We start from the raw sequence: 26,360 nt of genomic DNA, 5'->3' as shown, positions 1-26,360 counted from the left end.
CACGTCCCCGCCGCTCCGTCGCCACGGGACTCCTGAATCCTGCCACGACGCTCTGACAAAGCCGCAATCAAGTTTTGCCCTACCTGGAATAGGGAGAACTCTGACTTCGGTTGTCGATCGATGCAAACCCTAATCCAGTTGCGAGACCTAACAAATGTCAGACGCGCAGTTGGTGGATTTCTGGTTAGACCCCATCTGTCCGGAGGACCCCCGGGCCCCGTGCTCGGGCGTTCGGCACCCGAACGAACGTTCGGAGAAGTAGGTTTACCTCTGAGTGGTACTGGACTTCCTCCGGAATTGAATCGTTCTCCACTGGATATTGCGGGTGTTCACCGATCTTGGAAGACTTCGGCTTTCCGCGTGGTTGCGCCGTACGCTGAGCGAAGACACCCCAAATGAATACATGAAGATCGTGTGTCGGCCTCTGCGCGGGACCGCACCCGACCGGCCGGGAGATCCAATCGGGCATGTCCCCATTGGATGTGAAACACGCCATCACTTCCTGGTTCGTGCGCTCGCCATCTGACAATCCCCGCGCAAGGATGAGGTACATGCGTCACCTTTACGTGAACGGATCGTGGACACCTTCCACCTCGGGCGAGGTGGTCGATGTGATCAACCCCGCTACCGAGGAGGTCATCGACCAGGTTCCGGCCGGCACGCCGAGTGACGTGGCAGCCGCGGTCGACGCCGCGCACGCCGCCTTCATCCCCTGGTCCGCGACCTCGCCCGCCGACCGTGGCAAGCTCCTCGCCGACGCCGCCGCGCTGCTCAGGGAGCGGGCCGACCAGATCGCCACCACCATCGCCACCGACATGGGCGCGCCCTACTCCCTGGCGCTGAAGGTGCAGACGCTGATGCCCGCGGGGGTGCTGGAGTCGTACGCGCAGATGGCCGAAGGGCTGGTCGCCGAGAGCCGGGTGGGCAACTCGCTCATCCTGCGCGAACCGGCCGGAGTGGTGGGTGCGATCACCCCCTGGAACTACCCGCTCCACCAGGCCGTCTGCAAGGTCGCCGCGGCGCTCGCCGCCGGGTGCACGGTCGTGCTCAAGCCCAGCGAGGTGGCCCCGCTCGCCGCGTACGCGCTGGCCGACGTGCTGCACGACGCCGGGCTGCCGGCGGGCGTGTTCAACCTGATCAGCGGGCCAGGACCGGTGGTCGGCGAAGCCCTGGCCAGCCATCCGCTGGTGGACGTGGTGTCCTTCACCGGCTCGACCAGGGCGGGGCGGCGGGTGGCCGCGCTGGCCGCCGAGAGCGTCAAGCGGGTGGCGCTCGAACTGGGCGGCAAATCCGCCAACATCATCCTGCCGGACGCGGACCTGGAGAAAGCGGTCGCCTCCGGGGTGTCGCACGCCTACGTGAACTCCGGCCAGACCTGCTCGGCGCTGACCCGGATGCTCGTGCACTGGGACCAGTACGACGACGCGGTCGCCCTCGCCGTCGCCGCCGCCCGCACGTTCACGGTGGGCGACCCGTTCGCGGAGGGCACCCGGCTCGGCCCGCTCGTCTCGGCCGCCCAGCGGGACCGGGTGATCCGCTACATCAACACCGGGCAGGAAGAGGGTGCCCGGCTCGTCACCGGGGGCACCGACTATCCGCTGGAGCGCGGGTACTACGTCGAGCCGACCGTCTTCGCCGGAGTCGCGCCCGGGATGACGATCGAGCAGGAGGAGATCTTCGGGCCGGTGTTGTCGATCGTGCCGTTCGGCTCGGAGGATGAGGCCGTGGCCATCGCCAACGGCACGCCGTACGGGCTGGCGGGGGCGGTCTGGGCGGGCAGCGAGGAACGCGCGGTGAGCGTGGCGCGGCGGCTGCGCACCGGGCAGGTGTCGATCAACGGCGGGCGGTTCAACGCGCTCGCGCCCTTCGGCGGCTACAAGCAGTCCGGCATCGGGCGCGAGCTGGGGGAGCCGGGCCTGGCGGAGTTCCTGGAGATCAAGGCGCTGCAGCTGTGAGTCAGGGGGTCTGCAGCATGATCTTGCGGGCCGTGTCCCTGGGCAGCCGATCCACGTAGAGCCGCCCTTCCAGGTGGTCGAACTCGTGCTGGAAGCAGCGGGCCAGCATGCCCCGCGCGGTGATCGCGAGCGGCCGGCCGAGCTGGTCGAAGCCGCGCACGGTGACGCCCGCCGCGCGTGGCGTGGGCGCGTAGAGCGGCTTGCCGGTCTCCCGCCCGGGCACCGACAGGCAGCCTTCCTCCTCGACCACCTCGTCCGGGTCGTCGATGGTCAGCTCCGGGTTCACCACGTGACCCTTGCGGTTGGTGATCTCGTAGACGAACAGCCGTTTCGGCACGCCGATCTGCGGCCCGGCCAGGCCCACCCCGTTGGCCAGATACATGGTGGCGAACATCTCGTCGATCAGCCGGCGCAGCTCACGGTCGAATTCCGTGATCGGCTCCGCCGCGGTGCGCAGGACCGGGTCGCCAAGATAACGGATCTCGCGCATCGCGCTCTCCAGGAACGAGTAAGGGGTCGGCCGGGTGATTGGCCATTACTCTAGTGGACCTGAGAAACTGGCGGGGTGCGCGTCTACATAGGTTCCGACCATGCCGGCTACGAGCTGAAGAATCACCTGGTCTCCTGGCTGAAGGAGCACCACCACGAGGTGGTCGACTGCGGCCCGGCGGGCTTCGACCCCGAGGACGACTACCCGCCCTTTGTGCTCCGCGCCGCCGCGGGCGTGGCCGAGGATCCGGGCAGCCTCGGCGTGGTGATCGGGGGCTCCGGCAACGGCGAGCAGATCGCCGCCAACAAGGTGCCCGGCATCCGCGCCGCCCTGGCCTGGAACGAGGACACGGCGAAGCTCTCCCGCGAGCACAACGACGCCAATGTGATCAGCATCGGCGCCCGCATGCACCCGGTCGAGCAGGCCACCCGGTTCGTGGAGCTGTTCCTGGCCACGCCGTTCTCCGGGGCCGAGCGGCACGCCCGCCGCATCACCATGCTCTCCGACTACGAGCGGACCGGCGAGCTACCCCCCCTGCCCTAACTCCCGCGGGGACAGCGGGGGCTTGCGGGTCTCCCGCCTGGGCATCTCGTCGCGCAGGGGCCGCCGGTCGGCGGCCTCCTGCTGCTCGGCCGTCGGGCGCGAGACATCGCGGGCGCGCATCGCGGTGATCGCCGTGATCTGCAAGCTCTGCAAGGCCATGCTCGTACTGTACGGCGCTGCTCCGACGATTCCGCTAGAAGACCAGCCCCGCCCACGGCTTGGGATCCCAGGACATCGCGGTGGACAGCTCCCGCAGCGCGCCTGGCCGGTGTTCGGTGACCAGGCCGGCGGCGCCGTACGACATGAGCGAGCGGCCGCCGAAGTAACTCGCGCCGAGGACCTGGACGGGCAGGCTCAGGTCGGGCGCGTCGTCGGTGCGCTCGCAGGTGCCCTTGGCCGTGACGAGCCGCCAGCGGCCCGCGTTCCACGGGCAGGGCTCGTCGGCGACCTCGATCACCAACTCGGCCGGAGCCGCGTACGCGCGCGCGGTCAGCGCGGCGGGCAGGTCCACCACGCGTGCCCACAGCTCGTCGAGGGTGCCCGCGTTCAGGTTCCTCGGCTCGGCGATCAGATGCTGGATCGGGTCGTCGATCGGGCGGTTCCAGGCGTACACGCGGGAGCAGAGGTCGCGGTCCAGCACGTGCCGCCAGAGCAGCGCGTAGGCGGCGGGGTCGACGGCGAACAGCTCGATCAGGCGGACCTCGCCCTCGGGCACGTCGTGGTCGGTGAAGCCGCGTTTGATCTTGAAGAGCGCGTAGCCGCGCACGCCGCCGTCGTCCTCGGCCAGGATGCTGCGCAGCCGGCCGTCGTCGCGGCGGTCGAACTCCTCGTCGGCCAGGACGGAGCCCCAGCGATCGGGGGAGCGGGTGTAGAGGCCGGGGCGGGTGCCGGACACGGCGTCGAAGACCTGCTCGAACTCGGCGCGGGCCTGGGCGGGGATGGCGGTGCGCAGGCGCAGCGCGGGGTCGGTGGGGGCGTTCTTGACGAACGCGGAGCCGTGCTTGGGGATGCGGAAGAAGACGGTGTCGGCGGCTCGGCCGTACCCGAATCTGCCGTAGATGCCCGCTTCTGAGGCGTACAGGACGGCGATGGACTGGCCGCTCTCCTTGATGTCCTGGAGCTGGCGGCGCATCAGGCTGTTGAGGATGCCGCGGCGGCGGTGGGAGGGGAGCACGCTTACGGCGGTGACTCCGGCGACCGGGAGGCGGGTGCCGCCGGGGATCGTCATGTCGAAGTCGAAGATGGCGGTGACGCCGACCGGGAGGTCCGCGTCGAAGGCGGCGAGGGTGCGCTCCATGGGGGTGAGCGCCTTGAATCGCTCGATCTCCACCGGGTGGAATGTGACGGCGAACGCTTCTTCGAGGACGGCGATGAACGCGGGCCATTCGGCCTCGGAGATGGGACGTATGGGGTGATTCACCGCTCCACGGTAGGCCCGGGCAAAGAGGGACGGCCACCCAATATCCGTGCTAAATGATCAAGGTCTTGGTCAAGAGGCTGCCTTGCGGAGGTGTCGACCGATACAGTCGAGTGCATCATGAGTTCCCGTCCGGTGCCGCTTATTCCTCCCCGGCTCCGCGCGATATTGGTGCGGGTGCCGTTTTTGGTGCCGCTGGTCCGGTTTGTGAGGAAGAGTTCGTCGAAAGATCGTCATCTGCTGGTCGCCTTCGTCGTCGCGACCCTGCTCATCGGGGTGCTCGGCGTCAAGGTCTCCGTGCTCTGGTTCTCGCCGTCGCTGCTGATCCTCATCACCCTGCTCGGCGGGCTTCAGCTCAAGCTGCGCAGCCTCGCGATGCTGCTGTGCGCCGTGGCCGTCGCGCTCACCTACCTGGCCGTCTCCACCGACGACCGGAATGTCGGCCCTGGCCTGCTGATCGCGGTGGGCTTCACCGCCGTGCTGGCCTGGCTGATGGCGCGCACCCGGGGTTCCCTCGGGGTGCAGGGCCTGCGCGGGGACGCCATGCTGCTGGAGCTGCGGGATCGGCTCAAACGGCAGAGCGAGCTGCCCGCGCTGCCCAAGGACTGGGGCGCCAAGGTGGTGCTCAAGCAGGCCGGCGGGTCCTCCTTCGGCGGCGACTTCGTGGTGTCCATGCGGGAGGGCAACCGGGTCGAGATCGCGGTCGTGGACGTCTCCGGCAAGGGTGTGGACGCGGGCACCCGGGCGCTGATGCTCTCCGGCACCTTCGGCGGGCTGCTCGGCTCGGTGCGGGACTTCCTGCCCGCCTGCAACGCCTACCTGCACCGGCAGCGAGAGGGTGAGGGTTTCGTCACCGCCGTGCACCTCAGCCTCGACCTCTCCACCGGGGGGTACGTGATCACGTCGGCCGGTCATCCGCCCGTGGTCAAGTTCGACGCGGGGACGGGCACCTGGCGGGTTTCCGCCGCGAAGGGTGTCGTGCTCGGCGTCGTGCCCGATCTGCACTGCGAGCCCGACAGCGGGGTGCTGCGCAAGGGCGACGCGCTCATGCTCTACACCGACGGCCTGATCGAGCAGCCCGGGCGGGACATCGACGCGGGCTTGGATCGGCTCCTTGGTGAGGCGGAACGGCTGCTTCCGTCCGGTTTCGCGGGTGGCGCGCGGCAGCTGGTGACGTCGATGTCGTCGGCGCACAACGACGACTGCGCGCTGGTGCTGATCTGGCGTCCCTGACGAATCTCATGGGTCTGGGCGTGTTCGTGGTCACTGGCTAGCGGCCGCATGGAATTGAGACCCTGAAGTTCGTGGACGCTCTGGTCTCCGGCGGCGCGGGGGTGCCGCCGGCCGAGTGCTCCCCGCGCACGCGGGGATGGACCCCGAGGCGAACCGGCACCAATTCGCGGTCCCGGGCGAGCGGCGCGGCTCACCCGGGACCCGGTCTCCTGACGCCGGCGTCTGCATACGCACGCCTAACAAGATGCCGGTACCGCGCCACCACCGGCCGCGTCGCTGAAGCCGTCAGCCGTGTCACTTATAGCCAGCCTGAGTCCGCTGCGATTCGTACCGCGTCCACTCGGTTGCGGGCGCCCGTTTTGCACATGATCCGGGACAGATGGTTTCGTACCGTTCCCACGGACAGGAACAGTTGGTCGGCGATCTCCTTGGATGGCGCGCCCTGGGCTGCTATTCGGAGGACGTCGAGTTCGCGTGGTGTGAGTGGATTGTCGGCGGTTTGCAGGGCCGCGACCGCCAAGTCGGAGTCGACCGCTCGGCGGCCCGCCGCGATCCGCCGGATGCCCTCGGCCAGTTGCTCCGTCCCCACCTGGATGCTCATGTAGCCGAGCGCCTGGGCGGCGAAGGCACGGCGCACCTGGCCGGGGTTGGGGTGGCTTGACAAGATCATTACACGGCAGCGGGGAACCTTCTCGTGCAGCCGGGCCGCGGCGGTGAGCCCGTCCACGCCCGGCAGGTCCGCGTCGATGATGGCGGCGTCGGGCTTCAGCTCCAGGGCGCTGGGCACGATGTCCTCTCCGGCCGCGATCTCGGCGACGACCTCGAAGTCGCTCTCGGCGGCGAGTGACACGACGAGACCATGCCGGACCAGCGGCAGGTGTTCGGCCACCAGGATCCTGATCAACGAGCCCCCTTCCTTACCTCAGGGTGATCGGCCAGATGCATAGTGTCAACGAAATCTCCCTATTCGGCAAACTCACGGTCAACTAGCCGCGAAGGGCGGGCCATCAGTGGCAGACGCGAGGCTCGCGATGGTGGGCTACCCTCGATCGGAGACGACACCTTTCTCCGCTACGGGGGTACGCGCCGATGAGCTGGGTCTATCTGGCCGGGTTCTTGCTCCTCTTCGTCGGACTCATGGTGTCCATCGCGCTGCACGAGATCGGCCACCTGGTCCCAGCCAAGATCTTCGGCGTACGCGTGACGCAGTACATGGTCGGCTTCGGTGGCACATTCTGGTCACGCAGGCGCGGCGAGACCGAATATGGCGTGAAGTACATCCCGCTGGGTGGATATATCCGGATGATCGGCATGTTGCCGCCCCGGGCCAGCGACGACCCGAACAAGCTGCGCAGCGTCTCCACCGGGCCCTGGCAGAGCCTGATCGAGAACGCCCGCGCGGTGGCGTCGGAGGAGATCCGCCCGGGCGACCAGAACCGGGTCTTCTACCGCAAGCCCTGGTGGCAGAAGGTCATCATCATGGCCGGCGGCCCGTTCATGAACTTCCTGCTGGCGTTCGTGCTGTTCGCGGTGGTCATGATGGGCTTCGGGGTAGTGGTGCTGAAGCCGGTGCTCTCTGGGGTCAGCAAGTGCGTGATTCCGGCGGCCGAGCAGGGCACGCGCGACTGCCTGCCGTCCGACCCGATAGCCCCGGCCGCGAAGGCCGGCCTGCTGCCGAAAGACCGGATCGTGGCCGTGGACGGGACCAGGGTCACCACCTGGGAGGCCGCCCAGAAGCTGATCCGTGGCCACGGCGCAGGCCCGGCGACCCTGGTGGTCGAACGGGGCGGGCGCGAAATGCCGGTCAATGTCCAACTGATCGCCCAGGACCGGCCGGACCTCAACGACCCCGACAAACTTGTGAAGGTCGGTTTCCTCGGGGTCGAGCCGACGCAGGTGATGGAACGGCAGGGTCCCGGCTACGTGATCTCCGAGATGTGGGAGATGACCAGCAGGACCGCCGCCGCGATGGTAAACATCCCCCACAAGATGGTCGGTGTCTGGAATGCCGCCTTCTCCGGCGAGAAGCGCGACCCCAACGGCCCGATCGGCGTCGTCGGCGCGGGCCGCATCGGCGGTGAGATCGCGGCTTCCTCCGCGCCGCTGGAAAGCAAGATCATCATCTTTATCAACCTGCTGGCTGGCCTCAACCTGGCCGTCGGCATGTTCAACCTGATCCCGCTGCTTCCCCTCGACGGCGGCCACATCGCGGGCGGCCTGTGGGAAGGACTCAAACGCGCCTGGGCCCGCATCACCCGCCGCCCCACCCCCGGCTACGTCGACGTGGCCAAACTCCTCCCACTCACCTACGCGATGGCCCTCGTCCTCCTCTTCATGGGCGGCTTGCTAATCTTCGCCGACATCGTCAACCCCATCCGCCTCAGCGGCTGATCTCCCCGACGCCGTCAATGCGGTCCGCCAGCGGCTGGTCTTCGGCGACGTCGTCAACCTCATCGGCCTCAGCGGCTGATCTCCGCCGACGTCGTCAATGTGGTCCGTCAGCGGCTGGTCTTCGGCCAGGTTGTCGACCTCATCGGCCTCAGCGGCTGATCTCCGCCGACGTCGTCAATGTGGTCCGGCTTGGTGGCTGGTCTATTCGCGTGGGTGACCACAGCAATGGCGGGGTCGGGCGGAGCCCGAGGACAAAACAAAGGGAGGGTGGGTGGGAGAACCACGGTGATGTGACTGTCGTTTCCTTGGGCAGTCATGGGGATGGCGGGGTCGGGCGGAGCCCGAGGGAAACGAACGGGCTGGGTGGGTGGGAGAAACCCCGGCAAGCGAGGTCAGGCCGTACCAGAGGGTCGCTCGGGGGATTGAACGGGGAGTTGGGAGGAGAGGGTTTTGGGGGCAATTTGGCGGTAGGCGTCGGTGATGATGTAGCGGATTTCTTGCCAGTCGACTGGGACGTCTAGGTAGACGCCGAGCCAGCCGCGGTGGCCGACGTATGGGGGGCGGTAGAAGCGGTCGGGTTCGGTGTCCACGAGTTCCTGTTGCACTCCTGGGGCGGCGGCGCACCAGAAGCCGAGGCGGTCGTCGTGATGGTGGTCGGCGAAGGTGACGAAGGTCTTCTTGCCCCGGACGAACCAAGTCGGCTCACCGTGGCTGAGCCGTTCGGTCGTCTCCGGCAGCTCCAGGCACAAGGCGCGAAGGCGCTCCAACTGCTCCATGCTGGCACGATAGCCCGTATGAGAATCGATCCGCCCCTGGTCGCCGACGAGCGTGAGATGTTGCTCGCCTGGCTGGATTACCACCGCGAAACCCTGGCCGTGAAATGTGATGGTTTGACCGAGGAACAGCTCCGTGATCGAGCCGCGGAGCCGTCCACGCTTTCCCTGCTGGGCCTGGTCCGGCACATGGCCGACGTGGAGCGTAGCTGGTTCCGGCGAGTCCTCGAGGACGAGGACGCACCCCCGCTGCACTTCACGGACGCCGATCCGGACGGCGATTTCGACAACGTGGATGACGCGTCGGCGCGGGACGCGTTCGCGACATGGCGAGCCGAGATCGAGGTGGCCAAGGCGAACGTCGCCAGGTGGCCCGACCTGGGTGCGGTCGGGAAGCGACAGCGCCACGGCGAGTACTACTCGCTACGCTGGATCCTGGTCCACATGATCGAGGAGTACGCCCGCCACAACGGCCACGCCGACATCATCCGCCAACGCATAGACGGCGTCACCGGCGAATGACTAGCCACCGGGCCGAATCACGCTGACGACACCAGGGAAGACCTGGCCAACGAGCTTGTCGTGTTTGCCGGGGTTCTCCCACCCAGCCCATTTGTTTCCCTCGGGCTCCGCCCGACCCCGCCATCCCCATGACTGCCCAAGGAAACGACAGTCGCATCACCGTGGTTCTCCCACCCACCCTCCCTTTGGTTGTTCTCGGGCTCCGCCCGACCCCGCCATCGCCGTGGTCCCGGGGTGCCGGAGGCGCAGCCATAAGCGCAGCTCGCCGGGCCGAAGGCGCAGCCATAAGCACAGCTCGCCGGGCCGGAGGATCGGCCATAAGCACAGCTCGGCCATAGGCGCACAAAACAATCACGCGGGTGTGCGGCCGCGGGGGCTGGACGCGCACACCCGCGTGATCGGTGGGTGGGGCAGTTGGCTTGTGGTGGTGCTAGAACATCGAGATGTGTACGTGGTCGTAGTGGTTGGCGGTGATGCCGCCGCGGTTGCCCATCAGGCGCCAGCCGGAGCCATGGTTGATGCGCTGTTTCCAGATCACATACTTGACGCCTAGTTTGGTGCGGTTCTTCAGGGCCCAATCAGCGATCTTGTCGCCGAGGGCGGCGTTGGCGGCGGTGGGCATCGCGCCGCCTGAGCTCATCATGAAGTCGCAGGCCCGGCCGAGCGGGTGCTCGCCCATGTTGTCGACGCGGAAGCAGCCGACGGTGTAGTGCAGCTTGAACGCGTCCTTGATCTCCTCGCGCATCAGCCGGGTGCGCGGGGTGATGTTGTCGCTGCCGGTGGGCAGTTCCGGCGCCCAGCCGCCGTTGGCCAGCTTGCCGGGGCCCATCGGGATGAGATCGTTGAGTTTCTCCTGGATCTCGTCGATGAGCTGTTCGGCGTCCTTGCGCTGGCGTTCGATGTCCTCGCTCTGCTGCTTGATGTCCACGATGAGCTTCTTGGCGGCGGCCGCGGCGTCGCGGCGCTCCTTCTCCTTCTTCGCGAACTCCGTCATCTTGGCGGCCTTCTCGGCCTGGAGTTGCGCGGCCAGCGGGGAGAGCTGCATGCCGGGCATCAGCATGCGAGGGTCGACGGTGGCCTGGTAGTTCAGCCCGGCGAGTTTGCCCACCTCGTGCTGGGCCGCCACGTAGTCCGCCTCGGCCTTGACCAGCCGCGCGCGGGCCGCTTTCTCCGCGGTCCGCGCCTTCGCGAGATCCTCACGCGCGACGTGGTACTTGGCGATCAGCCCGTCGACCTTCTTCTCCAGGCTGGTGAGCTGCTTCTTCAGCTCACCCTCGGTGGGCTTGGGGGCCGCGGTGGCGACAGGTCCCAAGACCAGGGCGGCCGCGAGTACGCCGACCGACACGAGGGCATGGTGGCGGAACGTGGGGGGCAGCGCCCACTCCTCTCCATCTGCCGACCGGGTTAGCTGACGGGTTCGGGCAGGAGATAGCCCTGGCGCTCGCGCGCGTTCACCCCAGGTACCTTGGGTCCCCGGTTCCCGAGTGAGGCACTCGGGATTAGGCGTACCGGACGAGACATGTGATCTCACGTGAGACCCGGGTGAATCGGCCGGTTGCAGTGGATAGTAATGGCAATGGGATGGTCATGCCACCTAAAGTCGCGACCTATTAGAGATCAATCCGTAATCAGTCTGGCTGGCTTTCCTGATCTCGGAGCATGTCGGCGGCCTCCTCGGGGCGGATGTCGTTGACGAAGGCCCCCATCGCGGACTCCGATCCTGCCAGATACTTCAGCTTGCCGGGGGCCCGCCGGATGCTGAACAGCTGCAGGTGCAGGTAGGCCAGCTCGCGCCGCTCCGACACCGGCGCCTGATGCCAAGCCGCCACGTACGGCATCGTGACGCCGAACAGCCCGTCCAGGCGCCGCAGCACATCGGTGTACACCGGACCGAACGCCGCGCGCTCCGCCGGGTCCAGCGCGGGCAGATCGGGCACCTGACGATGCGGATAGAGATGCACCTCGAATGGGTACCGCGCGGCGGCCGGCACGAACGCGGTCCAGTACGCGTTGGCGGCGATCACCCGGGGCCCCGCGCGTTCGGCGGCCAGCACGTCGGCGAACAGATTGCCCCGATATCGCTCCGCGCTGTCCAGCATCTGCCGCGTCCGCGGCGTCACGTACGGATACCCGTAGATCTGCCCATGCGGATGCGGCAGCGTGATCCCGATCTCCGCACCCCGGTTCTCGAAGCAGAACACCTGCTCGACGCCCGGCAACGCCGACAACTCCGCGGTACGGTCCACCCAGGCCTCCATCACCAACTCGACCTGGTCGGGGGAGAGCGACGCGAAGGACGCCTGGTGGTCGGGGGTGAAGCAGACGACCTCACAGCGGCCCAGGCCCGGCCGGACCTCACTGAGACCGCCAACCGGCTCGTAGTCGTGGGCACCGAAGCTGAACGAGGGAAAACGGTTCTCAAAGACGGCCACGTCATACCAAGACGGAACCTCCGAACCAGGGTGGGCGGGACAGAGCGGGCATTCCTCGGCGGCGGGGAGGTGCGTGCGGGTCTGCCGGTGGCGGGCGATGGTCACCCATTCATCCATCAACGGGTCATAACGCATCTCCGACGGGAGCGGACGCGGGGGAAGATCACGTTCATCTGGAGCGCTCCGATCAGCAGCATCGGAACGGTCAAAATAGAACAACTCCCGACCGTCGGCGAGATGGATGAGGGTCTTCTTCACGACGCCTCTCTTAGAAGGACTCGTCCTGAGGCGAGGTGGTTGACGGTCTTCTTCGCGGCGGCCTTTGGGAGGTTCTGTGCTGCGGCGAGAGGGACGATGGGCTTCTTCATGGCACCTCTCTCAGGAGGACTCGTCCTGAGGCGAGGTGGTTGATGGTCTTGTTCGCGGCGCTCTTTGGGAGGTTTTGTGCTGTGCCGAGAGGGGTGATGATCTTCTTCACGGCACCCTCTCCCAGGAGGTTTCGCCCTGAGGTGACATGGAGTGCGGTCTTCTTCACAGCGCCTCCTTCTGGGTGACCTCGTTCTGGGCGCTTCCCGCGACGATGAGTTCGCCGACCTGGTCGGCCAGTTCGGCTCTGGCCGGTTCGGGGAGGCCGGTGTCGGTGACCACGACGTGGGCCTGGTCCAGGCGGGCGATGCTGCTGATGCCGATCGTGCCCCATTTGGTGTGGTCGGCGAGGACGACCAGTTGCTGGGCGGCGGCCACGAGTTCGCGGTCGGTCTCGGCCTCCAGCAGGTTCGGGGTGGTGAATCCGGCCCGCAGGCTCATCCCGTGTACGCCCAGGACCAGCACGTCCACGTTGAGGGAGCGGATGGCGGCCACGGCGACCGGGCCGACGAGGGCGTCGGACGGAGTCCGTACCCCGCCGACCAGAATGATCGTCTGGTCGGGGCGGCCGGCGCGGTGGAAGACGTCGGCGACCTGGAGGGAGTTGGTGATCACGGTCAGTTCGGGCACGTCGACCAGGTGGTGGGCGAACGTCCAGGTGGTGGTCCCGGCGGAGAGGGCGACCGAGCTGCCGGGGCGGATCAGGTGGGCCGCGTGCCGGGCGATGGCCTCCTTCTCCTGCTGTTGCCGTACCGACTTGGCGGCGAAGCCGGGCTCTTCGGTGGAGCCGGGACCGGCGACGGTGGCGCCGCCGTGCACCTTCTCCAGCAGGCCACGTTCGGCCAGGACCTCCAGGTCACGCCGGATCGTCATGTCGGAGACCCCGAGGTCGCGGACCAGGTCGGCGACCCGCACGCCACCGGTCCGGCGAACCCGTTCGAGGATCGCCTGCTGCCGTTGCTGCGCCAGCATCACCCCTCCTATCAACAGATTTCAACAAATTATGGCACATCCAATGTTGAATCATGATGACAGGCATGGGGTCTTGTCGGGGTACGTCCTCCGGAGGAGAGTGTCGTCATATGTCACGACGAGCGAAAGGACTCACCCATGGGTAAGCGCCAGCGCAAGTCGAAGGCACGCAAGAAGAAGAAGGCCAACCACGGCAAGCGCCCCACCGGCCGCTGACGCCCAAGCGGCCACAAGCGCACGAACGCGGCTCGGACTGTTAGGCGCTCCTAAGCGCGGCGGCCCCATGCGGCCAGTAAACGGGTCTGGGGGTCGGCCTCGGCGGGTACCTCGGCGTGTTCTCCTATAACGCCTGACTGCCGGTAGGCCTCCTCCGCACCCGCGAACCATGTCGCGCAGGCGTCGACCAGTTCCGGATCGAGCCGGTCGACGACGCCGATCGCCTGGGACAGGTCCCAGGTGTGGATGAGCGCGTCCGCGAACAGCTCGGTGATGTACTCCTCGCCCGGCACGTCCCCGAACGACAGGTGCACGACCCGGGTCAGCGCGCCCGCCGAGGCGGACGCCTGCACGGCCTCGTGCGCGGCCGTGTCGAACGCCTTGATCGGATCATCGCCCAGCAGGTCGCCGTCGAAGACGTCGCCGACCTCCCCGACAGTACGGCCCGCGAGCAGCTCAGGCGCCCACAGGCTCTCGTTCACGAGATGGTTGACCAGCGCGCGGACATTCCAGTCCACGCACGGCGTGATGACCTCCCACTGGTCGGCCTTAATAAGGTGGACGCGCTGACCGAAGGCATCGAGGGCCCGCCGGTAGGCGTCTCTGATATCGATGCTCACCCTTCTGACGTTAACTCGTCGAAGCGTTCCCGTCATTTCCCTCCTGGACCACCATGGACGGCAAGCCCGAGATCAGCGGGGATGTCAGCCAATGCCGAGCTGAGCTGGGCGTGATCAGGCCACCACACTGATCGCCCTGCTCTGGCTCGGGGACCGCCCCGATCGTCCGCGACTTGGCCAGATCGGAGGATATCGCCGCATTCGGCTGGAGCCTTGACCAGCCAGGGCGACCCGCCGATCGCGCCCGCAGGCCGAGAATCAAGCCACCCAGCGGAAACTGGGGAACCGCGCCCGGCTTGGCAGCCGGGTCCGGCACCCAGGAAAGACCAGCGGACCGGCGATTGCGTTGGCCAAAGGCAACATGATCACGAGGGTCCGGCACCTAGGAAACTTCCAGACCACCGGACCGGAGATCGCGCCGGCCAAGGGCAACATGATCACGAGACGCAACGTTCCAGAGAGGCTGGATCGATCCACCAGGGCTGTCGTTACATGAGCAGCAACGCCCTGAACTCCCCATTTCCCCCGAACGATTCGTACACCGCGAAATACCTAATGGCACTCGATGAACAGTCATTTCGCCGTAAAGGAAATAAATACCCCGCCATTTTTGTGCCAGAAATAATGAGATAAGCCCATTTATGTGCCTATGGTGAAGAGTCCCTCGATTCGACTGGGAGGTAACTCGTGACCACCGCATCGCCCGGACGGATGCCGTCGACGCACTCCAACTGGCTCGGCTTCGCCGGGATCATCGGCATCACGGTAGGACTCTTCAACATCATCGGCGGGCTCGTCTCGCTCTTCCGCAGCAGCTACTACAGCCACATCCTGCTCTGGAACTTCACCGCCTGGGGCGTGATCTGGCTGATCATCGGCATCCTCCAGCTCGCCGCCGGATTCGGGATCCTCGCCGGGAAGATGTGGGCACGCACCCTGGGAATCATCATGGCCGGGCTCGCCATGCTCGGCCAGTTCGCGTTCGCCGCGGCGTTCCCGCTCTGGTCGATCATCTCCATCGCGCTGAGCCTGTTCGTCATCTACGCGCTGGTCGTCCCACCCAGAGGCTCCGTAGCCTGAAACCTATGGCAGCCGCAGCTCCACCCAGACGATCTTGCCGACCGGGGTCGGGCGAGTCCCCCAGCGGTAGGTCAGCCGCTTGATCAGCTGGAGACCTCGCCCGGTGTCGTCCTCCGAGGTCGGGGCGCGCACCGCGGGCGGGGTCGGGGAACCGTCGGAGACCTCGCAGACCAGGGTCCGCCCGCGGCCGCGCAGCAGCCGCAGCTCGATCGGCGGCCAGCCGTGCTTGAGCGCGTTGGTGACCAGCTCGCTCACGATCAGCTCGGTGGTGTCCACCACACCGCCAAGACCCCACGCGTTCAGCGTGGCCCGGACGAACCTGCGGGAATGCCCGACGAAGCGGGGATCGGCGGGCAGCGCGCAGAACGCCGTCTCATCCGGGGCCAGCTCGTGCACCCGGGCCAGCAGCAGCGCGATGTCGTCCCGCTCGTCCCCGGGCCGCTGACTGCTGATCGTGACGTCGCACATCTCCTCGAGGTCGCCACGCTGGATCGACAGCAGCCGGCGCAACGCGGTGATGCCCTCGTCGATGTCCCTGGCCCGGCTCTCCACCAGGCCGTCGGTGTAGAGGGCCAGCACGCTCCCGGCCGGGAGGATCATCTCCCGCATCTCCATCGGCTCGTTGCCGATGCCGAGCGGCAGGCAGGCGGGCAGATCGATGATCTCGGTGGCGCCGTCGTCGTGGATCAGCACCGGCGGCATGTGCCCGGCCCGGGCGATCGCGCAGGCGCGGGTGACCGGGTCGTACACCGCGTACACGCAGGTCGCGATCTGGGTCGGGTCCAGGTCCTGGCTCATCCGGCTCAGCCGGAACAGTAACTCGTCCGGGGGCAGGTCGAGGCTGGCCAGCGTGCGGGCGGCGGTGCGCAGCTGGCCCATGGTGGCCGCCGCCCTGGTGCCGTGGCCCATCACGTCGCCGACCACCAGCGCGGCCCGGCAGCCCGGCAGCGGGATCACGTCGAACCAGTCGCCGCCGACGCCCATCAGGTCGCTGGCCGGCAGGTAACGGGTGGCGATGTCCATGCCCAGCGGCTGGTGCAGGTCGGCCGGGAGCAGGCTGCTCTGCAGGGTCAGCGCGGTCCGGCGTTCGCGGGTGTAGAGGCGGGCGTTGTCGACGCAGACGGCGGTCCTGGCGGCCAGTTCCTCGGCGACCGCGACGTCCTGCTCCTCGAACGCCTGGCCGCCCGGCCTGCGGGTGAACACCGCGCAGCCGAGCACCCGGCCCCGGGCGCGCAGCGGCACCGCCAGGAACGAGCCGCCGGAGAGCAGCTTGGTGACCACTTCGCGGTCCAGGCTGGCGCCGATCAGGCGCGCGGTCTCCTCGTCCAGCTCCGGATACATGATCGTCTTGCTGGTGGCCATGCACTGCGCGTGTGGCAGCGTGGCGGGGTAAACCATCACCTCCCCGACGGGGAAGGCCTCCGTCCAGTCGTCGGCGCTCTCCTCGGCCACGCCGATGGCGACCCGCCGTACCAGCGCGGACCCGTCGGCCGCGCGGGAGGGGAACTCGCCGTCGATGACCAGCCGGTCCTGCACCATGATCGCGGCGGTGTCCGCGAAGCGCGGCACGGTCACGTCCATCAGTTCGCGGCCGGTTTCGGCGAGATCGAGCGTGCTGCCGATCCGGCGGCTGGCCTCATTGAGGAATGCCAGCCGCTCATGCGCGGAACTGGCACTCCGGCGCCGCCATTCGGCCCGGTCCCCGGGCACGGGGTCCTTGATCACGCTGTTCCGGTTCATCTCTCCAGAATGGTAATTAGGAGCTCCGACGCATTTCAGGCTTTTTGCCAGACTGTACGGCTCCCGCACACGGCGGGAGCCGTATCTTGTCAGACCCTCGGCAAAGTGGCCAGTGCCTGGTCGATTCGTTCCTGTGTGAGAGCGAAGTCGTCCATCTCCCCGGCCAGATAACGGTCATAGGCCGCCAGATCAAAGTGCCCATGGCCGCACAGCGCGGTCAGAATCACCTTCTCCTCGCCGCTCTCGCGGCACCGCACCGCCTCCGCGATCGTCTCGGCCAGCGCGTGCGTCGGTTCCGGGGCCGGGACGATCCCCTCGGTACGGGCGAATCGCACCCCCGCCTCGAAGCATTCCCGCTGGCCCATGGCGGTGGCTTCGAACATGCCGAGCTCGTACATGTGGGACAGCAGGGGCGCCATGCCGTGGTAGCGCAGGCCGCCCGCGTGGATCGGGTCGGGCACGAAGTCGTGGCCGAGCGTGTGCATCTTGAGGAGCGGGGTGAAGCCGGCGGTGTCGCCGAAGTCGTACGCGTAGGTGCCCCGGGTGAACGTCGGGCAGGCCGCGGGTTCGACGGCGCGGATGGTGGGGTTCATCCGGCCGGCGAGCTTTTCGCGGAAGAAGGGGAAGGTCAGGCCCGCGAAGTTGGAGCCTCCGCCGGTGCAGCCGACGATGACGTCCGGGGTTTCGCCGAAGGCGGCAAGCTGCTCGATGGCCTCCTCGCCGATCACCGTCTGGTGGGTGAGGACATGATTGAGGACCGAACCCAGGGCGTAGCGGGTGTCGTCGTGCTGTCCCGCGATCTCCACGGCCTCGCTGATGGCGATTCCGAGGCTGCCGGGGGAGTCGGGGAACTCGGCGAGGATCTTGTTGCCCGCGCTCGTGACGGGGGACGGGCTGGCGTGCACCTTCGCGCCGTAGACGCCCATCAGTGAACGCCGGTACGGCTTCTGGTCGTAGGACGCGCGGACCATCCAGATTTCGCATTCCACGCCGTACTGGGCGCAGGCGAAGGCGAGGGCCGAGCCCCACTGGCCCGCGCCCGTCTCGGTGGTCAGGCGGCGCACGCCCTGCTTGGCGTTGTAGTACGCCTGCGGCACGGCGGTGTTCGGTTTGTGCGATCCGGCGGGGGACCCGCCTTCGTACTTGTAGTAGATCCGCGCCGGAGTTCCCAGGCTCTTCTCCAGCCGCCGGGCCCGGATCAGCGGCGTCGGCCGCCAGAGCCGGTAAACCTCCAGCACGTCCTCGGGAATCTGAATGAACCGATGGTGGCTGACTTCCTGGGAAATCAGGTCCATGGGGAAAAGAGGGGCCAGATCGTCCGGCCCTAGGGGTTGCAGCGTTCCGGGATGTAACGGCGGTGGCGGTGCCACCGGAAGATCGGCGACGATGTTGTACCAGTTACGGGGGATTCGCGACTCGTCGAGAAGAACCCTGGTGGGCTCGGCCATTAACGCCCTCCACAACGACGGGGAGTGGTCCGACCCCTCCCAGTCTCCGCCTCCCTCATCCATTTGCAATCTAGCCTTGGCGTTCTTCCTTCACCCGTTCGCGGACCAAAGGGACTACATCCTCGGCGAAGCGATGGAGTTGCGTGAGCTGGTCACCTTCGCCCCAGAAGATGAAGGAGTCCATGCCGTACGCGAGCGCCAGGTCGGTGAGTTCGTCGGCCCACTGGGAGGCGGGGCCGCGGAGGAAACCTTCGGAGGGGCCGTCGGTGATGGTGCCGTTGACGTTGTAGAGGCGGCGGATGTCGGCGGGGTCGCGGCCCGCTTTGGCGGCGGCGGTGTCGATGCGGTCGTGGAGTTCGGGGAGGCGGGACGGGGGCGCCCAGCCGGAGGAGGGGAGCCAGCCGTTGGCGGTTCTGCCGGTGAGGGCCAGCGCCCGGGGGCCTGCCGCGCCCAGCCAGATTCCGATGGGGTGGGCGGGGATCGGGCCGGATTTGGCGCCGGTCAGGTGGTAGTGCTCGCCGGTGAAGCGCAGGTTGGGTTCGCCGCTCCAGATCTTTCTGATGACCTGGATCGCCTCGGTGAGCGCGTCGATGGCGTGTTTGGGGGTTCGGGCGGCGCCGCCGTACGCGGTGATGGCTTCCCAGAAGGCGCCCGCGCCCAGGCCGAGTTCGAGGCGGCCGCCGCTGAGCAGGTCGAGGCTGGCGGCGGACTTGGCCAGGACGGCGGGCGGGCGCAGGGGCAGGCATGCCACGTCCGGAAATACGGTGATTCGTTGGGTGGTGGCGGCGATCATGCTGAGGAGCGTCCAGGTGTCGACATATCGCCGCTGGTAGGGATGATCCTGGACGCCGATCAGGTCCAGGCCGAGACGTTCGGCGGTCTGCGCGGTCTCCAGCAGGGGGTCGTCCGCGTTGGGGACAAGAAAGTAGCCGAACCGCACGTCTCGCCCATAATCTGCCATGACCGCGAGAACCCCTTCATCGCACGTATTGTTCCGGGCTCGGTCTGCTCCCCTAGCTCTGCCCGCCCTCCGCGGCCCGGGATTGGTATTCGATGATGTCAGCCGGGGTGATGAGGCCGTCCTGGATGGCGCGGGCCAGCAGCGTGGTCTTGGTGGGCGCGGCCCGGCCGGTGCTCGCGTACTTGATGCGGGCCCGCTCGATGTACTGCTTGACCGTCGCCTCCGAAATGCCCATCCGGGTGGCGACCGACTGCTTGTTCATGCCCTGGAACCAGAGCAGCAGCGCTTCCCTCTCCCGGGCGGACAACATCGGGCGCGCCGTGCTGGCATCGGCGACCACCAGAGCTCCCGCCATCGTGGGCGTGACGTAAGGCCGATCCCACGCGACGGCGACGATGGTCTCCAGGCAGTGCTCGGCGCTCTCACCTTTCGTGATGAAGGTGGCGGCACCCGCTTTGAGGACATTGAGCACGGTCTCCTCGTCCTCGTGCACCGAGTAGACCACCACCCGCCGCCCCTGCGCGCACAGCTCCGGAATCCGCCCGATCATGAGAACCCCGTTGAGCTCCAGATCGAGCAGGATCACATCCGCGTCCGCGCCAGGCCCATCGAGTACGGCCTCCAGCGTGTCCCCACTCGCGATGATCTCGACGCGTTTCTGCGGATCCGCGGCGACCCAGGAACGCACGCCCGCGAGCACCACCGGCAGGTCCTCGACCACGGCGAGCTTCACGGGGCGGTCCAGCCGCTCTCGATCCACAGCAGTCCTCCTTCGACCTGCGTCGCGACCTGTACGCCATCGGGTGCGGGCAACACGAACTCCTCGGCGTCCGACAGCACACTGATGATCACCTGGTTCGCCGTGGCGACCAATGTTACGCGGGCTTGGGTGCGGGCTCGGGCCAGGGCTTCCAAGGGGGCTTCGATCAGCGCTTGCCGTACCTCCAAGGGGATGGGCGGCACGGTTCCGGCGGTGAGCAGGTGGACGACGACGCCGCGCTTCTCGATATCGAAGACGCACGCGCGCAGCGTGTGCAGCAGCGGGTTGGGCGCGTCGTCGGTTTCGGCGATCAGGCGGCGCAGCCGGGCGGCGGCGACCGCGCAGGCGTGCCGTACGTCGGGATCGCTGGGGTTCGCGCCCTCGGCCAGGCGGGTCAGCACGGGCGCGGCCGCCTGCCGGGCTTGGGCGTACCGCCGCAGCCGGTCGGCGTGCACCTGCTCGGCGGCGCGCTGGGCGGCTTCGGCTCGCGCCAGGGTGCGGGAATTGTCGGCGGCCCAGCGAGCGGCCAGGTCGAAGCCGTGCGCCCCGGCGCTGGCCCCCGCCTGGAGCACCATGCTGCCGAACAGGACCACCAGGAACTTGCCTATCCAGACCTGGTGCAGCGAGTCCGCCACCGCCATTCCGGCCAGCATCACCAGGGCGTTGGCCAGGAAGAACACACCAAGATCCCGCGGCCAGGTCCGCCTGGGCCAGAACAGGATGAGCGCCAGCCACCCCACCGAGCCCCAGCCCCAGTTCGCCGCCGTCATCACCGCCTCCGGACGGCAGGCGATGATCACCGCCGCGTCCGCCACGAGCGCCAGCACCGCCGCCGGCCACGGCCCGAACGGAAGCTTCCGCCCGGGATTGAGCAGAACCACCGAAGCGGCCACACCGATGACGGAGTAGAGGATCCAGGCGGCCAGGGCCAGGAGCGGCCAGCGGTAGGTGGACCAGCCGATGATGGTGGAGGGAAGGTCGGAGCCCAGATGCCAGGCGGCGACGATGGTCACGGCGGCGCGCGTGCTGGCCAGCGAGTACCGCTGCGCGACAAGAAGCTCCGGATCGGTGACGGTCATGGCGACCAGCGAAGGTCTACGCGGGTGCCCTGCGAGTCGGAGGTGACGTCCGCTGTGCCGCCTACCGCCTCCAGGCGCTCGATGATCGAGATGCGGATGCCGTAACGGTGGTCGGGGACCGAGGCGCGGTCGAAGCCGGTTCCGTGGTCGACGATCTCGATCCGTACCTGCCCGTCGTCGGTGGTCAGGCTCACCTCCGCCGATTCGGTACGGGCATGCCGGAGCACGTTGGCCAGCGCCTCGGCGACAGCCTCCGTGAACGCGTCGGCGACGAACCAGGGGACCGCGCACGGGGAGAGGTGCTCCTTGACCTTGAGTCCGGCGCGGGCGGCCACCTCGTGAACACGCTGATCCAGGGCGACGAACGCGGTGCGCGGCTCGGTGGTCTGGGCGATTCGCTCGAGTTCCAACAGCTGGGCCGCCGCCGTCTCGCGAAGCATTGGAGAGGTGGCGCGGATGCCGCCCGCGCCGATGACCATCAGGGTGGCCAGGAAGCTGCCGTGCATGCGGCTGTTCTGCAGGCGTTCGTCGGTCCGGCGCTCCTGCTCGATGGTGGCTCGCTGCTCGAAGTCGCGAAGCTGGGAGAGCTGCTTGTCCGCGGCGCGGGCCGCGCTCCTGAGCAGCGTGGCCAGCACCGCCGTGGCGCCGATCTGCACGATGTTGATCCCGGCGGCCGTGTACCCGCCGTCCGCCACCCCCGCCGCCTGGGCTCCCACCAGATGAGCCACCGCGACCACCAGCCCGCCCAGGACGGCCGCGAGCGGAGGCCACGCCAGGCTCACGACGACAATGGTCATGGTGACCACCCCGGCGATCCAGCTGGCGCCGCCCGCCAGGAGTTCCGCCGCCACCAGACGGTCTTGCAGCAGGCATAAGACGGTGGTGAGCAGGATCTCGCCGGTCACCAGCCAGACGGCGAGCCCCCACCGCCACGCGATCCACGCGAACAACCCCGTCCAGACAAAGGTGATCGCGACCGCGGGAAGCAGCCACTCCGTCGCCACCGGAGGGGCGATGCTCAGCAGGCCCGCGATCCCCGCCACGAAGCCGGTGATGCCGCGCATGCCGGAAGCGCACCGCGCGGTCACCCGATTCAGTGCGACCCACGCCGGGGCTCGGCCCGCGGAGCCAAGCAACCCAACACCCTGTGCCATCAGAGACCCACTCATCGGCGCCACGACAGTCAGCGCCGTCCGAGTGTAAAGCCTCCCCCAGCTAAACATGAGACCGTATCCGGCTGTTTTGCCGCAATCGCAACAGGCGAATGTCAGCTGAAAAGCCGTCATCGCAGATCAGGCGGCACCCCTTCTAATAAAGACGACCACCCTGGATCCAGGCACGGTTCGCCGTGGGCGCGGACCAGCCGCTGCCCCTGCTGCTGGCCTGGCGCACCCGCTCCCGCCCGCGATAGGAGGCCCGGCATGCACGTAACGGAAAGCGACATCCGCGCGACCATCGCCTCAGCCCGCGTCACCGACCCCAGAATCGCCGCCCAGTTCGACGACAGGGTCGACCGCGGCGACATCAGCGCCCTCACCAACATGATCAGCAGCCTGGTCCGCGTCTTCCTCGGCACCACCAAGATCGTCGACCACGAGACCGCGTCCCGCGTGGCCCGCTCCTTCCTCCGCTAGCAAGTACTGAAGGACCTCTTCGGGGTCGAGCACTGTATCCGGGGCAGAGCCACGAGCGTGTTCGTGGTGGGAAGCGTGGCGAACGCGCCGAGGCTGGAACCGAGTTCGCGTGGAGGTCGACACGCCGGATCTGCACGTGCGGCCCGTTTGGGGACTCCCTGGCCAATGACGCGAGCCTCATCGAGCACGCCGTCCGAACCGCCGATGGGTTTGAGGCGGCAGCATGGCGATGTGGATTGGTCGGCGGCGCCGGGTCCGCTTGACCCTCGGTGTATCAGCCGTTTAGGAAGGGCGCCTTCAGGATCGGAGCTCTGTGTTGTCGGAGCTCCGTATCCAGGCGAAGAGAATGACTCGTTGGGGTCGTGCAGAGTTCGGCGCATTCTTCGAGGCTCTATGAACTTGATCGGGGAGCCCGGCAGCGTGAGGACGACACCGAAGTTCGCGGCCAGAGGCCCGCTGGGCTGATACGAGGCGCCTCCGGTAGCGGTTCCCCGGCCAACTTCGAAGACTCTCCTTCGTCCGGAGCCTGAAGATAGATCCTTAGTATGTCCTTGTACCTGGGGCGGAGTTCTTGTGCTCGCGAGTGCCTATGTCAGCGGTAGCCCGTTACGTCGGCGGGGAGGCCTGGGTCCTGGACTTCGACGAGGTAGCGCCAGGCGTCGGGCTGGCTGCCGTCGAGGTCGGTGAAACCGTACACCTGGGCCAGTTGGCCGCTGGAGAGGGACTGGCCGTTCCAGCGGGAGACGGCGGGGTCGGCGGCGAGGGCGGTGACCGCCCGGCCGACGTAGGACGGGGTTTCGGAGATGGCGAAGTGGGGTTGGAGTTTGAGGGCGTCTTGCCAGGTCTCCTCAGTGACGCCGAAGAGGTCGAGCATCAGTTCTGAGCGCAGCCAGCCAGGAGTCAACGCTACGGCGGTTGATCCGTGCGGGGCGAGTTCCTTGGACTGGGCGAAGGCCATGCGGATTACCGAGCTCTTGGCCAGGTCGTAGAAGAAGGAGATTCGGTAGTTCTTGGTGTTGTATTCGGCGGTGCCGTCGGTTACTTCGATGACTAGGCCACCTGGGTTCTTGATGAGCAGGGGGAGCGCGTGGTGGCTGGTGATGATGTGGGTGTCGATGGCCAGGCGCAGGACGCGGAGCCCTTTGTCCAGTGAGTGCTCCCAGAGGGACTGATCCCAGCTGAACATCTGTTCGCCGCCCCAGATGTTGTTGACCAGGATGTCGAGGCGGCCCTGTTCCGCGTCGATGCGTTCGCCCAGGGCCCGGACCTGATCGGAATCCAGATGGTCCACTTGAACGGGGATGCCCTGCCCGCCGGCGGCGGTGACCAACTCGGCCGTTTCCTCGATGGTTTCCGGACGATCGATTTCGGAACGCTGGCTCCTGGTGCTGCGGCCGGTCACATAGACCAGTGCTCCCGCCGCACCCAACTCCACGGCGATACCCCGGCCGGCACCGCGAGTAGCTCCGGCGACCAGCGCGACCTTTCCCGCCAGTGGCTTGCTCATAAAGTGAGTCCCCCTATGCAGTGGTGATGAGGAATGACGACGAACCCGCTGGCCAGTGATTTGCTCGGTCAGGATGCTCCGGTGGGTGGGAACGATGACGGTCAGCAGCTTGCCCGTGGCTAGCTCATGAAGAGTTCCCTTTGCGTATTGGTGATGAGGAATGACAGCGGAGCCGTTGGTCAGTGATTTGTTCGGTGGGGATGTTCCGGTGGGTGGGAACGATGACGGACTGCGGGTCAGCGGCTTGTTTGGCCGGGGAGTTCCTTGATGTAGCGGTGGGTGGGGACGATGACGGATCCGCTGGCGGTGGAGGCTGCGTATTCAAAGGAACCTTCGTCGGTCCAGCCGTTGCGTTCATAGAACCTTCGCGCTCGCGGGTTCCCGGCGACTACGGCCAGCCAGGCTTTTCGGTGACCGTTCGCCGCCACAAGCCGTTCGGCTTCGGTCAGGAGAATGGTGGCCACGCTGGTTCCCCGATGCTTTTTCGACACGTAGACCTGTTCGACCTCGTCCCCGACCACCATGACGAACCCCGCCACCACCTCGTTGACCGTCGCGACCGTGGTGTCGGCCACACGTTGCGACGCACGCACCCCGAAAGACTCCTCGGTGCGCACGGCGACAAGCTCATCGGGAACATGTCCTAAATGCGCGTCTCGCCACCCGTCGATCCAGATCTTCGCCACCGCCTCCGCGTCCTCCCAGGTCGCGGAGCGCACCGTCACGGCCCCATCGTCACTCAGCACGTCGCCCACCCTAGCCACGGGGTCCGACAGAATCGCTCCACCGCCCGCTGGTCACCGGGGCCATGCGACGGGGAAACTGGTGCGATGGTCAAGACTCTGTGCCCCAAGGACTACGCTGAAGCGCTCTATGTCGGACATTTCTTCCGTACCGGCGTCCCCGTGGTGATGGACCTCAGCCGGCTAGCGGACAGCGAGGCCAGGCAGTTCGTGGATTTCGCGGCCGGTCTGGTGTTCGGCCGGGGTGGCGACATGGACCGCCTGTCGCCCAAGGTATTCCTGCTCATGCCCTACGGCAGGAGCAACCGCCCAACTGCTCCCGCCGAATCGTCGCGGTGACTTTCACGTGGCCCGAGTTCCGCGAACCGACGGCGATCGACGCGGAAGCGTCCTGGACGGCGACATTCGAGAGTTACGACCAACGCCATGACGACGTCTACTACGTGGTGACCAGGCTCGAAGGAGCCCGGGAAGCCGCCCAGTTCATTGTGGTGGTTGGCGTGCACTGGGCCGGGGACGATTGGCGGGGACCCGAGTTCGTCCAGCGTTTGCGTGAGGACATTCACGATGTCGCCGTCGCGGGCCGTACGAACACGAGCTATCTCGGCAAGATGAGCTGACCAGCAGCCGATCACTCCTGCGTACAGATGCCGTTCGCCCGAACCTTGGTGGTCGGTGGGCTGTACATCCTCGTGAGTGACCATGAAGGTGGGTGCATGACCAGTCTGTACTCGCACGCAGGCGGCGACGAGGCGTTGCACAGGCTCGAAGAGATCTTCTACGTGAAGGTCCTCGACGACCCCCTGCTGAAGAAGCTGTTTCCGGAGCGTCGAGCCACTCATGTCGATCATCTGACCTGGTTCACGGCCGAGTCCTTCGGCGGCCCCGACCGCTTCACCCGCGAACTGGGCTTCGATTACCTCATCCAGGTGCACCGCCACCTCGACATCTCCGACGAGCAGCGCGAGCGTTTCGTGGAGCTGTACCTGGAGGCCCTCGACGAGGCCGGACTGCCCGACGACGAGCCGTTCCGCGAGGCGGTACGCGAACATCTGGAGTTCGGCTCACGAGTGGCCCAGCAGAACTCCCGCGCAACCACCGACGAGGAGCTCCACCCACTGCGCGACGTCCCACTTTGGACATGGAATGAACCTGATCAGCCCGGCTAGATCACGAAGGCAGGCTTTCTGTATCGGTTGACCTGGCCTTTCGTGCGAATCAAACTCGCGTAGCCAGTTTGGAATGGTTCGAATCGCCATTGCCCTACATCCCGCCGGGGGCAGACTGAAGGCAATCGGCAGGAACGGGAGGTTGCGCTGCGCCATGAGCGAGCAATCTGATACCGCGCTGAAGATTCGTGCGGTGCTTCACGAGTGGTACGCGGTACTGCAGATAAGCGGTGAGTTCTGTCGAGACGCCCCTCTCGGAGCTCGCCTCCGAGAGGAGATGGCGGACCTGCCCATGCCTGACCCGCCACA

General features: G+C 67.2%; 29 protein-coding genes and 1 riboswitch. Of the genes, 11 read left to right on the top strand and 18 right to left on the bottom strand.

Going from position 1 to position 26,360, the window contains the following annotated elements; translation table 11 throughout:
- Window positions 1-551 precede the first annotated feature (551 nt).
- Window positions 552-1,955, top strand: a complete 1,404-nt coding sequence (locus Amac_RS43345; RefSeq protein ID WP_174900296.1) for an aldehyde dehydrogenase family protein — start codon at window positions 552-554, stop codon at window positions 1,953-1,955.
- A 1-nt stretch (window position 1,956) separates the two neighbouring features.
- On the opposite strand, the gene def is transcribed toward Amac_RS43345, so the two are convergent.
- Window positions 1,957-2,445 carry a peptide deformylase gene (def, locus tag Amac_RS43340; protein WP_155360275.1) on the bottom strand — a complete coding sequence of 163 codons (489 nt, stop codon included), beginning with the start codon at window positions 2,443-2,445 and terminating at the stop codon, window positions 1,957-1,959.
- Between the two features lie 75 nt (window positions 2,446-2,520).
- Between def and Amac_RS43335 the strand changes: the two genes are divergently transcribed.
- On the top strand, window positions 2,521-2,988 hold the full coding sequence (locus Amac_RS43335; protein WP_155360274.1) for a ribose-5-phosphate isomerase: 468 nt from the start codon (window positions 2,521-2,523) through the stop codon (window positions 2,986-2,988).
- Here the strand turns inward: Amac_RS43335 and Amac_RS43330 are convergent.
- Window positions 2,971-3,147 carry a hypothetical protein gene (locus tag Amac_RS43330; RefSeq protein ID WP_155360273.1) on the bottom strand — a complete coding sequence of 59 codons (177 nt, stop codon included), beginning with the start codon at window positions 3,145-3,147 and terminating at the stop codon, window positions 2,971-2,973. The two genes, Amac_RS43335 and Amac_RS43330, sit on opposite strands and share 18 nt — an antisense overlap.
- 34 nt (window positions 3,148-3,181) lie before the next feature.
- Window positions 3,182-4,408, bottom strand: coding sequence for a GNAT family N-acetyltransferase (locus Amac_RS43325; RefSeq protein WP_155360272.1), 1,227 nt, complete (start codon window positions 4,406-4,408; stop codon window positions 3,182-3,184).
- A 117-nt stretch (window positions 4,409-4,525) separates the two neighbouring features.
- Between Amac_RS43325 and Amac_RS43320 the strand changes: the two genes are divergently transcribed.
- Window positions 4,526-5,638, top strand: coding sequence for a PP2C family protein-serine/threonine phosphatase (locus tag Amac_RS43320; RefSeq protein ID WP_155360271.1), 1,113 nt, complete (start codon window positions 4,526-4,528; stop codon window positions 5,636-5,638).
- Window positions 5,639-5,936: 298 nt separating this feature from the next.
- On the opposite strand, the gene Amac_RS43315 is transcribed toward Amac_RS43320, so the two are convergent.
- Window positions 5,937-6,542 (bottom strand): response regulator transcription factor, encoded by a 606-nt coding sequence (locus tag Amac_RS43315; protein WP_155360270.1) that lies wholly within the window; start codon window positions 6,540-6,542, stop codon window positions 5,937-5,939.
- Between the two features lie 185 nt (window positions 6,543-6,727).
- Between Amac_RS43315 and Amac_RS43310 the strand changes: the two genes are divergently transcribed.
- Window positions 6,728-8,029 carry a M50 family metallopeptidase gene (locus Amac_RS43310; RefSeq protein ID WP_155360269.1) on the top strand — a complete coding sequence of 434 codons (1,302 nt, stop codon included), beginning with the start codon at window positions 6,728-6,730 and terminating at the stop codon, window positions 8,027-8,029.
- Window positions 8,030-8,421: 392 nt separating this feature from the next.
- Here the strand turns inward: Amac_RS43310 and Amac_RS43305 are convergent, their stop codons facing one another.
- Window positions 8,422-8,805: an MmcQ/YjbR family DNA-binding protein gene (locus Amac_RS43305; protein WP_155360268.1), complete on the bottom strand. Its 384-nt coding sequence runs from the start codon at window positions 8,803-8,805 to the stop codon at window positions 8,422-8,424.
- A gap of 18 nt (window positions 8,806-8,823) precedes the next feature.
- On the opposite strand from Amac_RS43305, the gene Amac_RS43300 reads away from it, so the two are divergent.
- Window positions 8,824-9,324, top strand: coding sequence for a DinB family protein (locus Amac_RS43300; protein ID WP_155360267.1), 501 nt, complete (start codon window positions 8,824-8,826; stop codon window positions 9,322-9,324).
- A 430-nt stretch (window positions 9,325-9,754) separates the two neighbouring features.
- Here the strand turns inward: Amac_RS43300 and Amac_RS43295 are convergent, their stop codons facing one another.
- The 4 genes from Amac_RS43295 to Amac_RS43280 form a co-directional block, all read right to left on the bottom strand.
- Window positions 9,755-10,669, bottom strand: coding sequence for a coiled-coil domain-containing protein (locus Amac_RS43295; RefSeq protein WP_246269072.1), 915 nt, complete (start codon window positions 10,667-10,669; stop codon window positions 9,755-9,757).
- A gap of 34 nt (window positions 10,670-10,703) precedes the next feature.
- Window positions 10,704-10,840: riboswitch (cyclic di-AMP (ydaO/yuaA leader) on the bottom strand.
- A gap of 112 nt (window positions 10,841-10,952) precedes the next feature.
- Window positions 10,953-12,014, bottom strand: a complete 1,062-nt coding sequence (gene galT, locus Amac_RS43290; protein WP_155360266.1) for a galactose-1-phosphate uridylyltransferase — start codon at window positions 12,012-12,014, stop codon at window positions 10,953-10,955.
- Window positions 12,015-12,120: 106 nt separating this feature from the next.
- Window positions 12,121-12,291 carry a hypothetical protein gene (locus tag Amac_RS43285; RefSeq protein ID WP_155360265.1) on the bottom strand — a complete coding sequence of 57 codons (171 nt, stop codon included), beginning with the start codon at window positions 12,289-12,291 and terminating at the stop codon, window positions 12,121-12,123.
- Window positions 12,288-13,094, bottom strand: a complete 807-nt coding sequence (locus Amac_RS43280) for a DeoR/GlpR family DNA-binding transcription regulator (protein ID WP_155360264.1) — start codon at window positions 13,092-13,094, stop codon at window positions 12,288-12,290. Before Amac_RS43280 ends, Amac_RS43285 begins: the two co-directional genes overlap by 4 nt.
- A 138-nt stretch (window positions 13,095-13,232) precedes the next feature.
- Here Amac_RS43280 and Amac_RS58210 point away from each other — a divergent pair, with 138 nt between their 5' ends.
- Window positions 13,233-13,310 (top strand): 50S ribosomal protein bL37, encoded by a 78-nt coding sequence (locus Amac_RS58210; protein WP_373315687.1) that lies wholly within the window; start codon window positions 13,233-13,235, stop codon window positions 13,308-13,310.
- A 50-nt stretch (window positions 13,311-13,360) separates the two neighbouring features.
- Here Amac_RS58210 and Amac_RS43275 read toward each other — a convergent pair whose 3' ends face one another.
- On the bottom strand, window positions 13,361-13,930 hold the full coding sequence (locus Amac_RS43275; RefSeq protein ID WP_155360263.1) for a TIGR03086 family metal-binding protein: 570 nt from the start codon (window positions 13,928-13,930) through the stop codon (window positions 13,361-13,363).
- A gap of 687 nt (window positions 13,931-14,617) precedes the next feature.
- On the opposite strand from Amac_RS43275, the gene Amac_RS43270 reads away from it, so the two are divergent.
- A complete protein-coding gene (locus Amac_RS43270) occupies window positions 14,618-15,010 on the top strand; it encodes a DUF7144 family membrane protein (protein ID WP_218041644.1) in 393 nt (130 codons plus the stop codon).
- A gap of 3 nt (window positions 15,011-15,013) precedes the next feature.
- Here the strand turns inward: Amac_RS43270 and Amac_RS43265 are convergent, their stop codons facing one another.
- The 6 genes from Amac_RS43265 to Amac_RS43240 all read right to left on the bottom strand — a co-directional run bounded on the left by Amac_RS43265 (window position 15,014) and on the right by Amac_RS43240 (window position 22,062).
- A complete protein-coding gene (locus Amac_RS43265; protein WP_155360262.1) occupies window positions 15,014-16,750 on the bottom strand; it encodes an ATP-binding SpoIIE family protein phosphatase in 1,737 nt (578 codons plus the stop codon).
- A gap of 89 nt (window positions 16,751-16,839) precedes the next feature.
- Window positions 16,840-18,198 (bottom strand): TrpB-like pyridoxal phosphate-dependent enzyme, encoded by a 1,359-nt coding sequence (locus Amac_RS43260; protein WP_155360261.1) that lies wholly within the window; start codon window positions 18,196-18,198, stop codon window positions 16,840-16,842.
- Window positions 18,199-18,268: 70 nt separating this feature from the next.
- A complete protein-coding gene (locus tag Amac_RS43255; protein ID WP_155360260.1) occupies window positions 18,269-19,159 on the bottom strand; it encodes an LLM class flavin-dependent oxidoreductase in 891 nt (296 codons plus the stop codon).
- Between the two features lie 52 nt (window positions 19,160-19,211).
- On the bottom strand, window positions 19,212-19,919 hold the full coding sequence (locus Amac_RS43250; RefSeq protein ID WP_246269071.1) for a response regulator: 708 nt from the start codon (window positions 19,917-19,919) through the stop codon (window positions 19,212-19,214).
- Window positions 19,889-20,998, bottom strand: a complete 1,110-nt coding sequence (locus tag Amac_RS43245) for a hypothetical protein (RefSeq protein WP_155360259.1) — start codon at window positions 20,996-20,998, stop codon at window positions 19,889-19,891. Before Amac_RS43245 ends, Amac_RS43250 begins: the two co-directional genes overlap by 31 nt.
- Entirely contained in the window at window positions 20,995-22,062 is a 1,068-nt protein-coding gene (locus Amac_RS43240) for an ATP-binding protein (protein WP_170322951.1), read from the bottom strand. Before Amac_RS43240 ends, Amac_RS43245 begins: the two co-directional genes overlap by 4 nt.
- Window positions 22,063-22,419: 357 nt before the next feature.
- Here Amac_RS43240 and Amac_RS43235 point away from each other — a divergent pair, with 357 nt between their 5' ends.
- Window positions 22,420-22,632 carry a hypothetical protein gene (locus tag Amac_RS43235; protein WP_155360257.1) on the top strand — a complete coding sequence of 71 codons (213 nt, stop codon included), beginning with the start codon at window positions 22,420-22,422 and terminating at the stop codon, window positions 22,630-22,632.
- Between the two features lie 592 nt (window positions 22,633-23,224).
- On the opposite strand, the gene Amac_RS43230 is transcribed toward Amac_RS43235, so the two are convergent.
- Both Amac_RS43230 and Amac_RS43225 read right to left on the bottom strand, forming a co-directional pair.
- On the bottom strand, window positions 23,225-24,139 hold the full coding sequence (locus Amac_RS43230) for an SDR family oxidoreductase (RefSeq protein WP_155360256.1): 915 nt from the start codon (window positions 24,137-24,139) through the stop codon (window positions 23,225-23,227).
- Window positions 24,140-24,375: 236 nt separating this feature from the next.
- Complete coding sequence (locus tag Amac_RS43225) at window positions 24,376-24,885, bottom strand: GNAT family N-acetyltransferase (RefSeq protein WP_218041643.1); 510 nt, start codon at window positions 24,883-24,885, stop codon at window positions 24,376-24,378.
- Between the two features lie 84 nt (window positions 24,886-24,969).
- Here Amac_RS43225 and Amac_RS54115 point away from each other — a divergent pair, with 84 nt between their 5' ends.
- The 3 genes from Amac_RS54115 (at window position 24,970) to Amac_RS43210 (ending at window position 26,051) form a co-directional block, all read left to right on the top strand.
- Window positions 24,970-25,221 (top strand): cell division protein SepF, encoded by a 252-nt coding sequence (locus tag Amac_RS54115; protein WP_170322950.1) that lies wholly within the window; start codon window positions 24,970-24,972, stop codon window positions 25,219-25,221.
- Window positions 25,218-25,502, top strand: coding sequence for a hypothetical protein (locus Amac_RS43215; RefSeq protein WP_155360253.1), 285 nt, complete (start codon window positions 25,218-25,220; stop codon window positions 25,500-25,502). Before Amac_RS54115 ends, Amac_RS43215 begins: the two co-directional genes overlap by 4 nt.
- Before the next feature lie 96 nt (window positions 25,503-25,598).
- Window positions 25,599-26,051, top strand: coding sequence for a group II truncated hemoglobin (locus tag Amac_RS43210; protein WP_155360252.1), 453 nt, complete (start codon window positions 25,599-25,601; stop codon window positions 26,049-26,051).
- Window positions 26,052-26,360 lie beyond the last annotated feature (309 nt).

This window comes from Acrocarpospora macrocephala (assembly GCF_009687865.1).
GTDB lineage: Bacteria > Actinomycetota > Actinomycetes > Streptosporangiales > Streptosporangiaceae > Acrocarpospora > Acrocarpospora macrocephala.
The sequence above is the reverse complement of the archived record's forward strand: the minus strand, read 5'-3'. Positions and strand labels throughout refer to the sequence as shown.

Coding starts and splice junctions, on each gene's coding strand:
- Amac_RS43345 (WP_174900296.1), top strand. CDS start 552: ATGCGTCACCTTTACGTGAACGGATCGTGGACACCTTCCACCTCGGGC.
- def (WP_155360275.1), bottom strand. CDS start 2,445: ATGCGCGAGATCCGTTATCTTGGCGACCCGGTCCTGCGCACCGCGGCG.
- Amac_RS43330 (WP_155360273.1), bottom strand. CDS start 3,147: ATGGCCTTGCAGAGCTTGCAGATCACGGCGATCACCGCGATGCGCGCC.
- Amac_RS43320 (WP_155360271.1), top strand. CDS start 4,526: ATGAGTTCCCGTCCGGTGCCGCTTATTCCTCCCCGGCTCCGCGCGATA.
- Amac_RS43310 (WP_155360269.1), top strand. CDS start 6,728: ATGAGCTGGGTCTATCTGGCCGGGTTCTTGCTCCTCTTCGTCGGACTC.
- Amac_RS43305 (WP_155360268.1), bottom strand. CDS start 8,805: ATGGAGCAGTTGGAGCGCCTTCGCGCCTTGTGCCTGGAGCTGCCGGAG.
- Amac_RS43300 (WP_155360267.1), top strand. CDS start 8,824: ATGAGAATCGATCCGCCCCTGGTCGCCGACGAGCGTGAGATGTTGCTC.
- Amac_RS43280 (WP_155360264.1), bottom strand. CDS start 13,094: ATGCTGGCGCAGCAACGGCAGCAGGCGATCCTCGAACGGGTTCGCCGG.
- Amac_RS58210 (WP_373315687.1), top strand. CDS start 13,233: ATGGGTAAGCGCCAGCGCAAGTCGAAGGCACGCAAGAAGAAGAAGGCC.
- Amac_RS43265 (WP_155360262.1), bottom strand. CDS start 16,750: ATGAACCGGAACAGCGTGATCAAGGACCCCGTGCCCGGGGACCGGGCC.
- Amac_RS43260 (WP_155360261.1), bottom strand. CDS start 18,198: ATGGCCGAGCCCACCAGGGTTCTTCTCGACGAGTCGCGAATCCCCCGT.
- Amac_RS43255 (WP_155360260.1), bottom strand. CDS start 19,159: ATGGCAGATTATGGGCGAGACGTGCGGTTCGGCTACTTTCTTGTCCCC.
- Amac_RS43245 (WP_155360259.1), bottom strand. CDS start 20,998: ATGACCGTCACCGATCCGGAGCTTCTTGTCGCGCAGCGGTACTCGCTG.
- Amac_RS43240 (WP_170322951.1), bottom strand. CDS start 22,062: ATGCGCGGCATCACCGGCTTCGTGGCGGGGATCGCGGGCCTGCTGAGC.
- Amac_RS43235 (WP_155360257.1), top strand. CDS start 22,420: ATGCACGTAACGGAAAGCGACATCCGCGCGACCATCGCCTCAGCCCGC.
- Amac_RS43230 (WP_155360256.1), bottom strand. CDS start 24,139: ATGAGCAAGCCACTGGCGGGAAAGGTCGCGCTGGTCGCCGGAGCTACT.
- Amac_RS54115 (WP_170322950.1), top strand. CDS start 24,970: ATGGTCAAGACTCTGTGCCCCAAGGACTACGCTGAAGCGCTCTATGTC.
- Amac_RS43210 (WP_155360252.1), top strand. CDS start 25,599: ATGACCAGTCTGTACTCGCACGCAGGCGGCGACGAGGCGTTGCACAGG.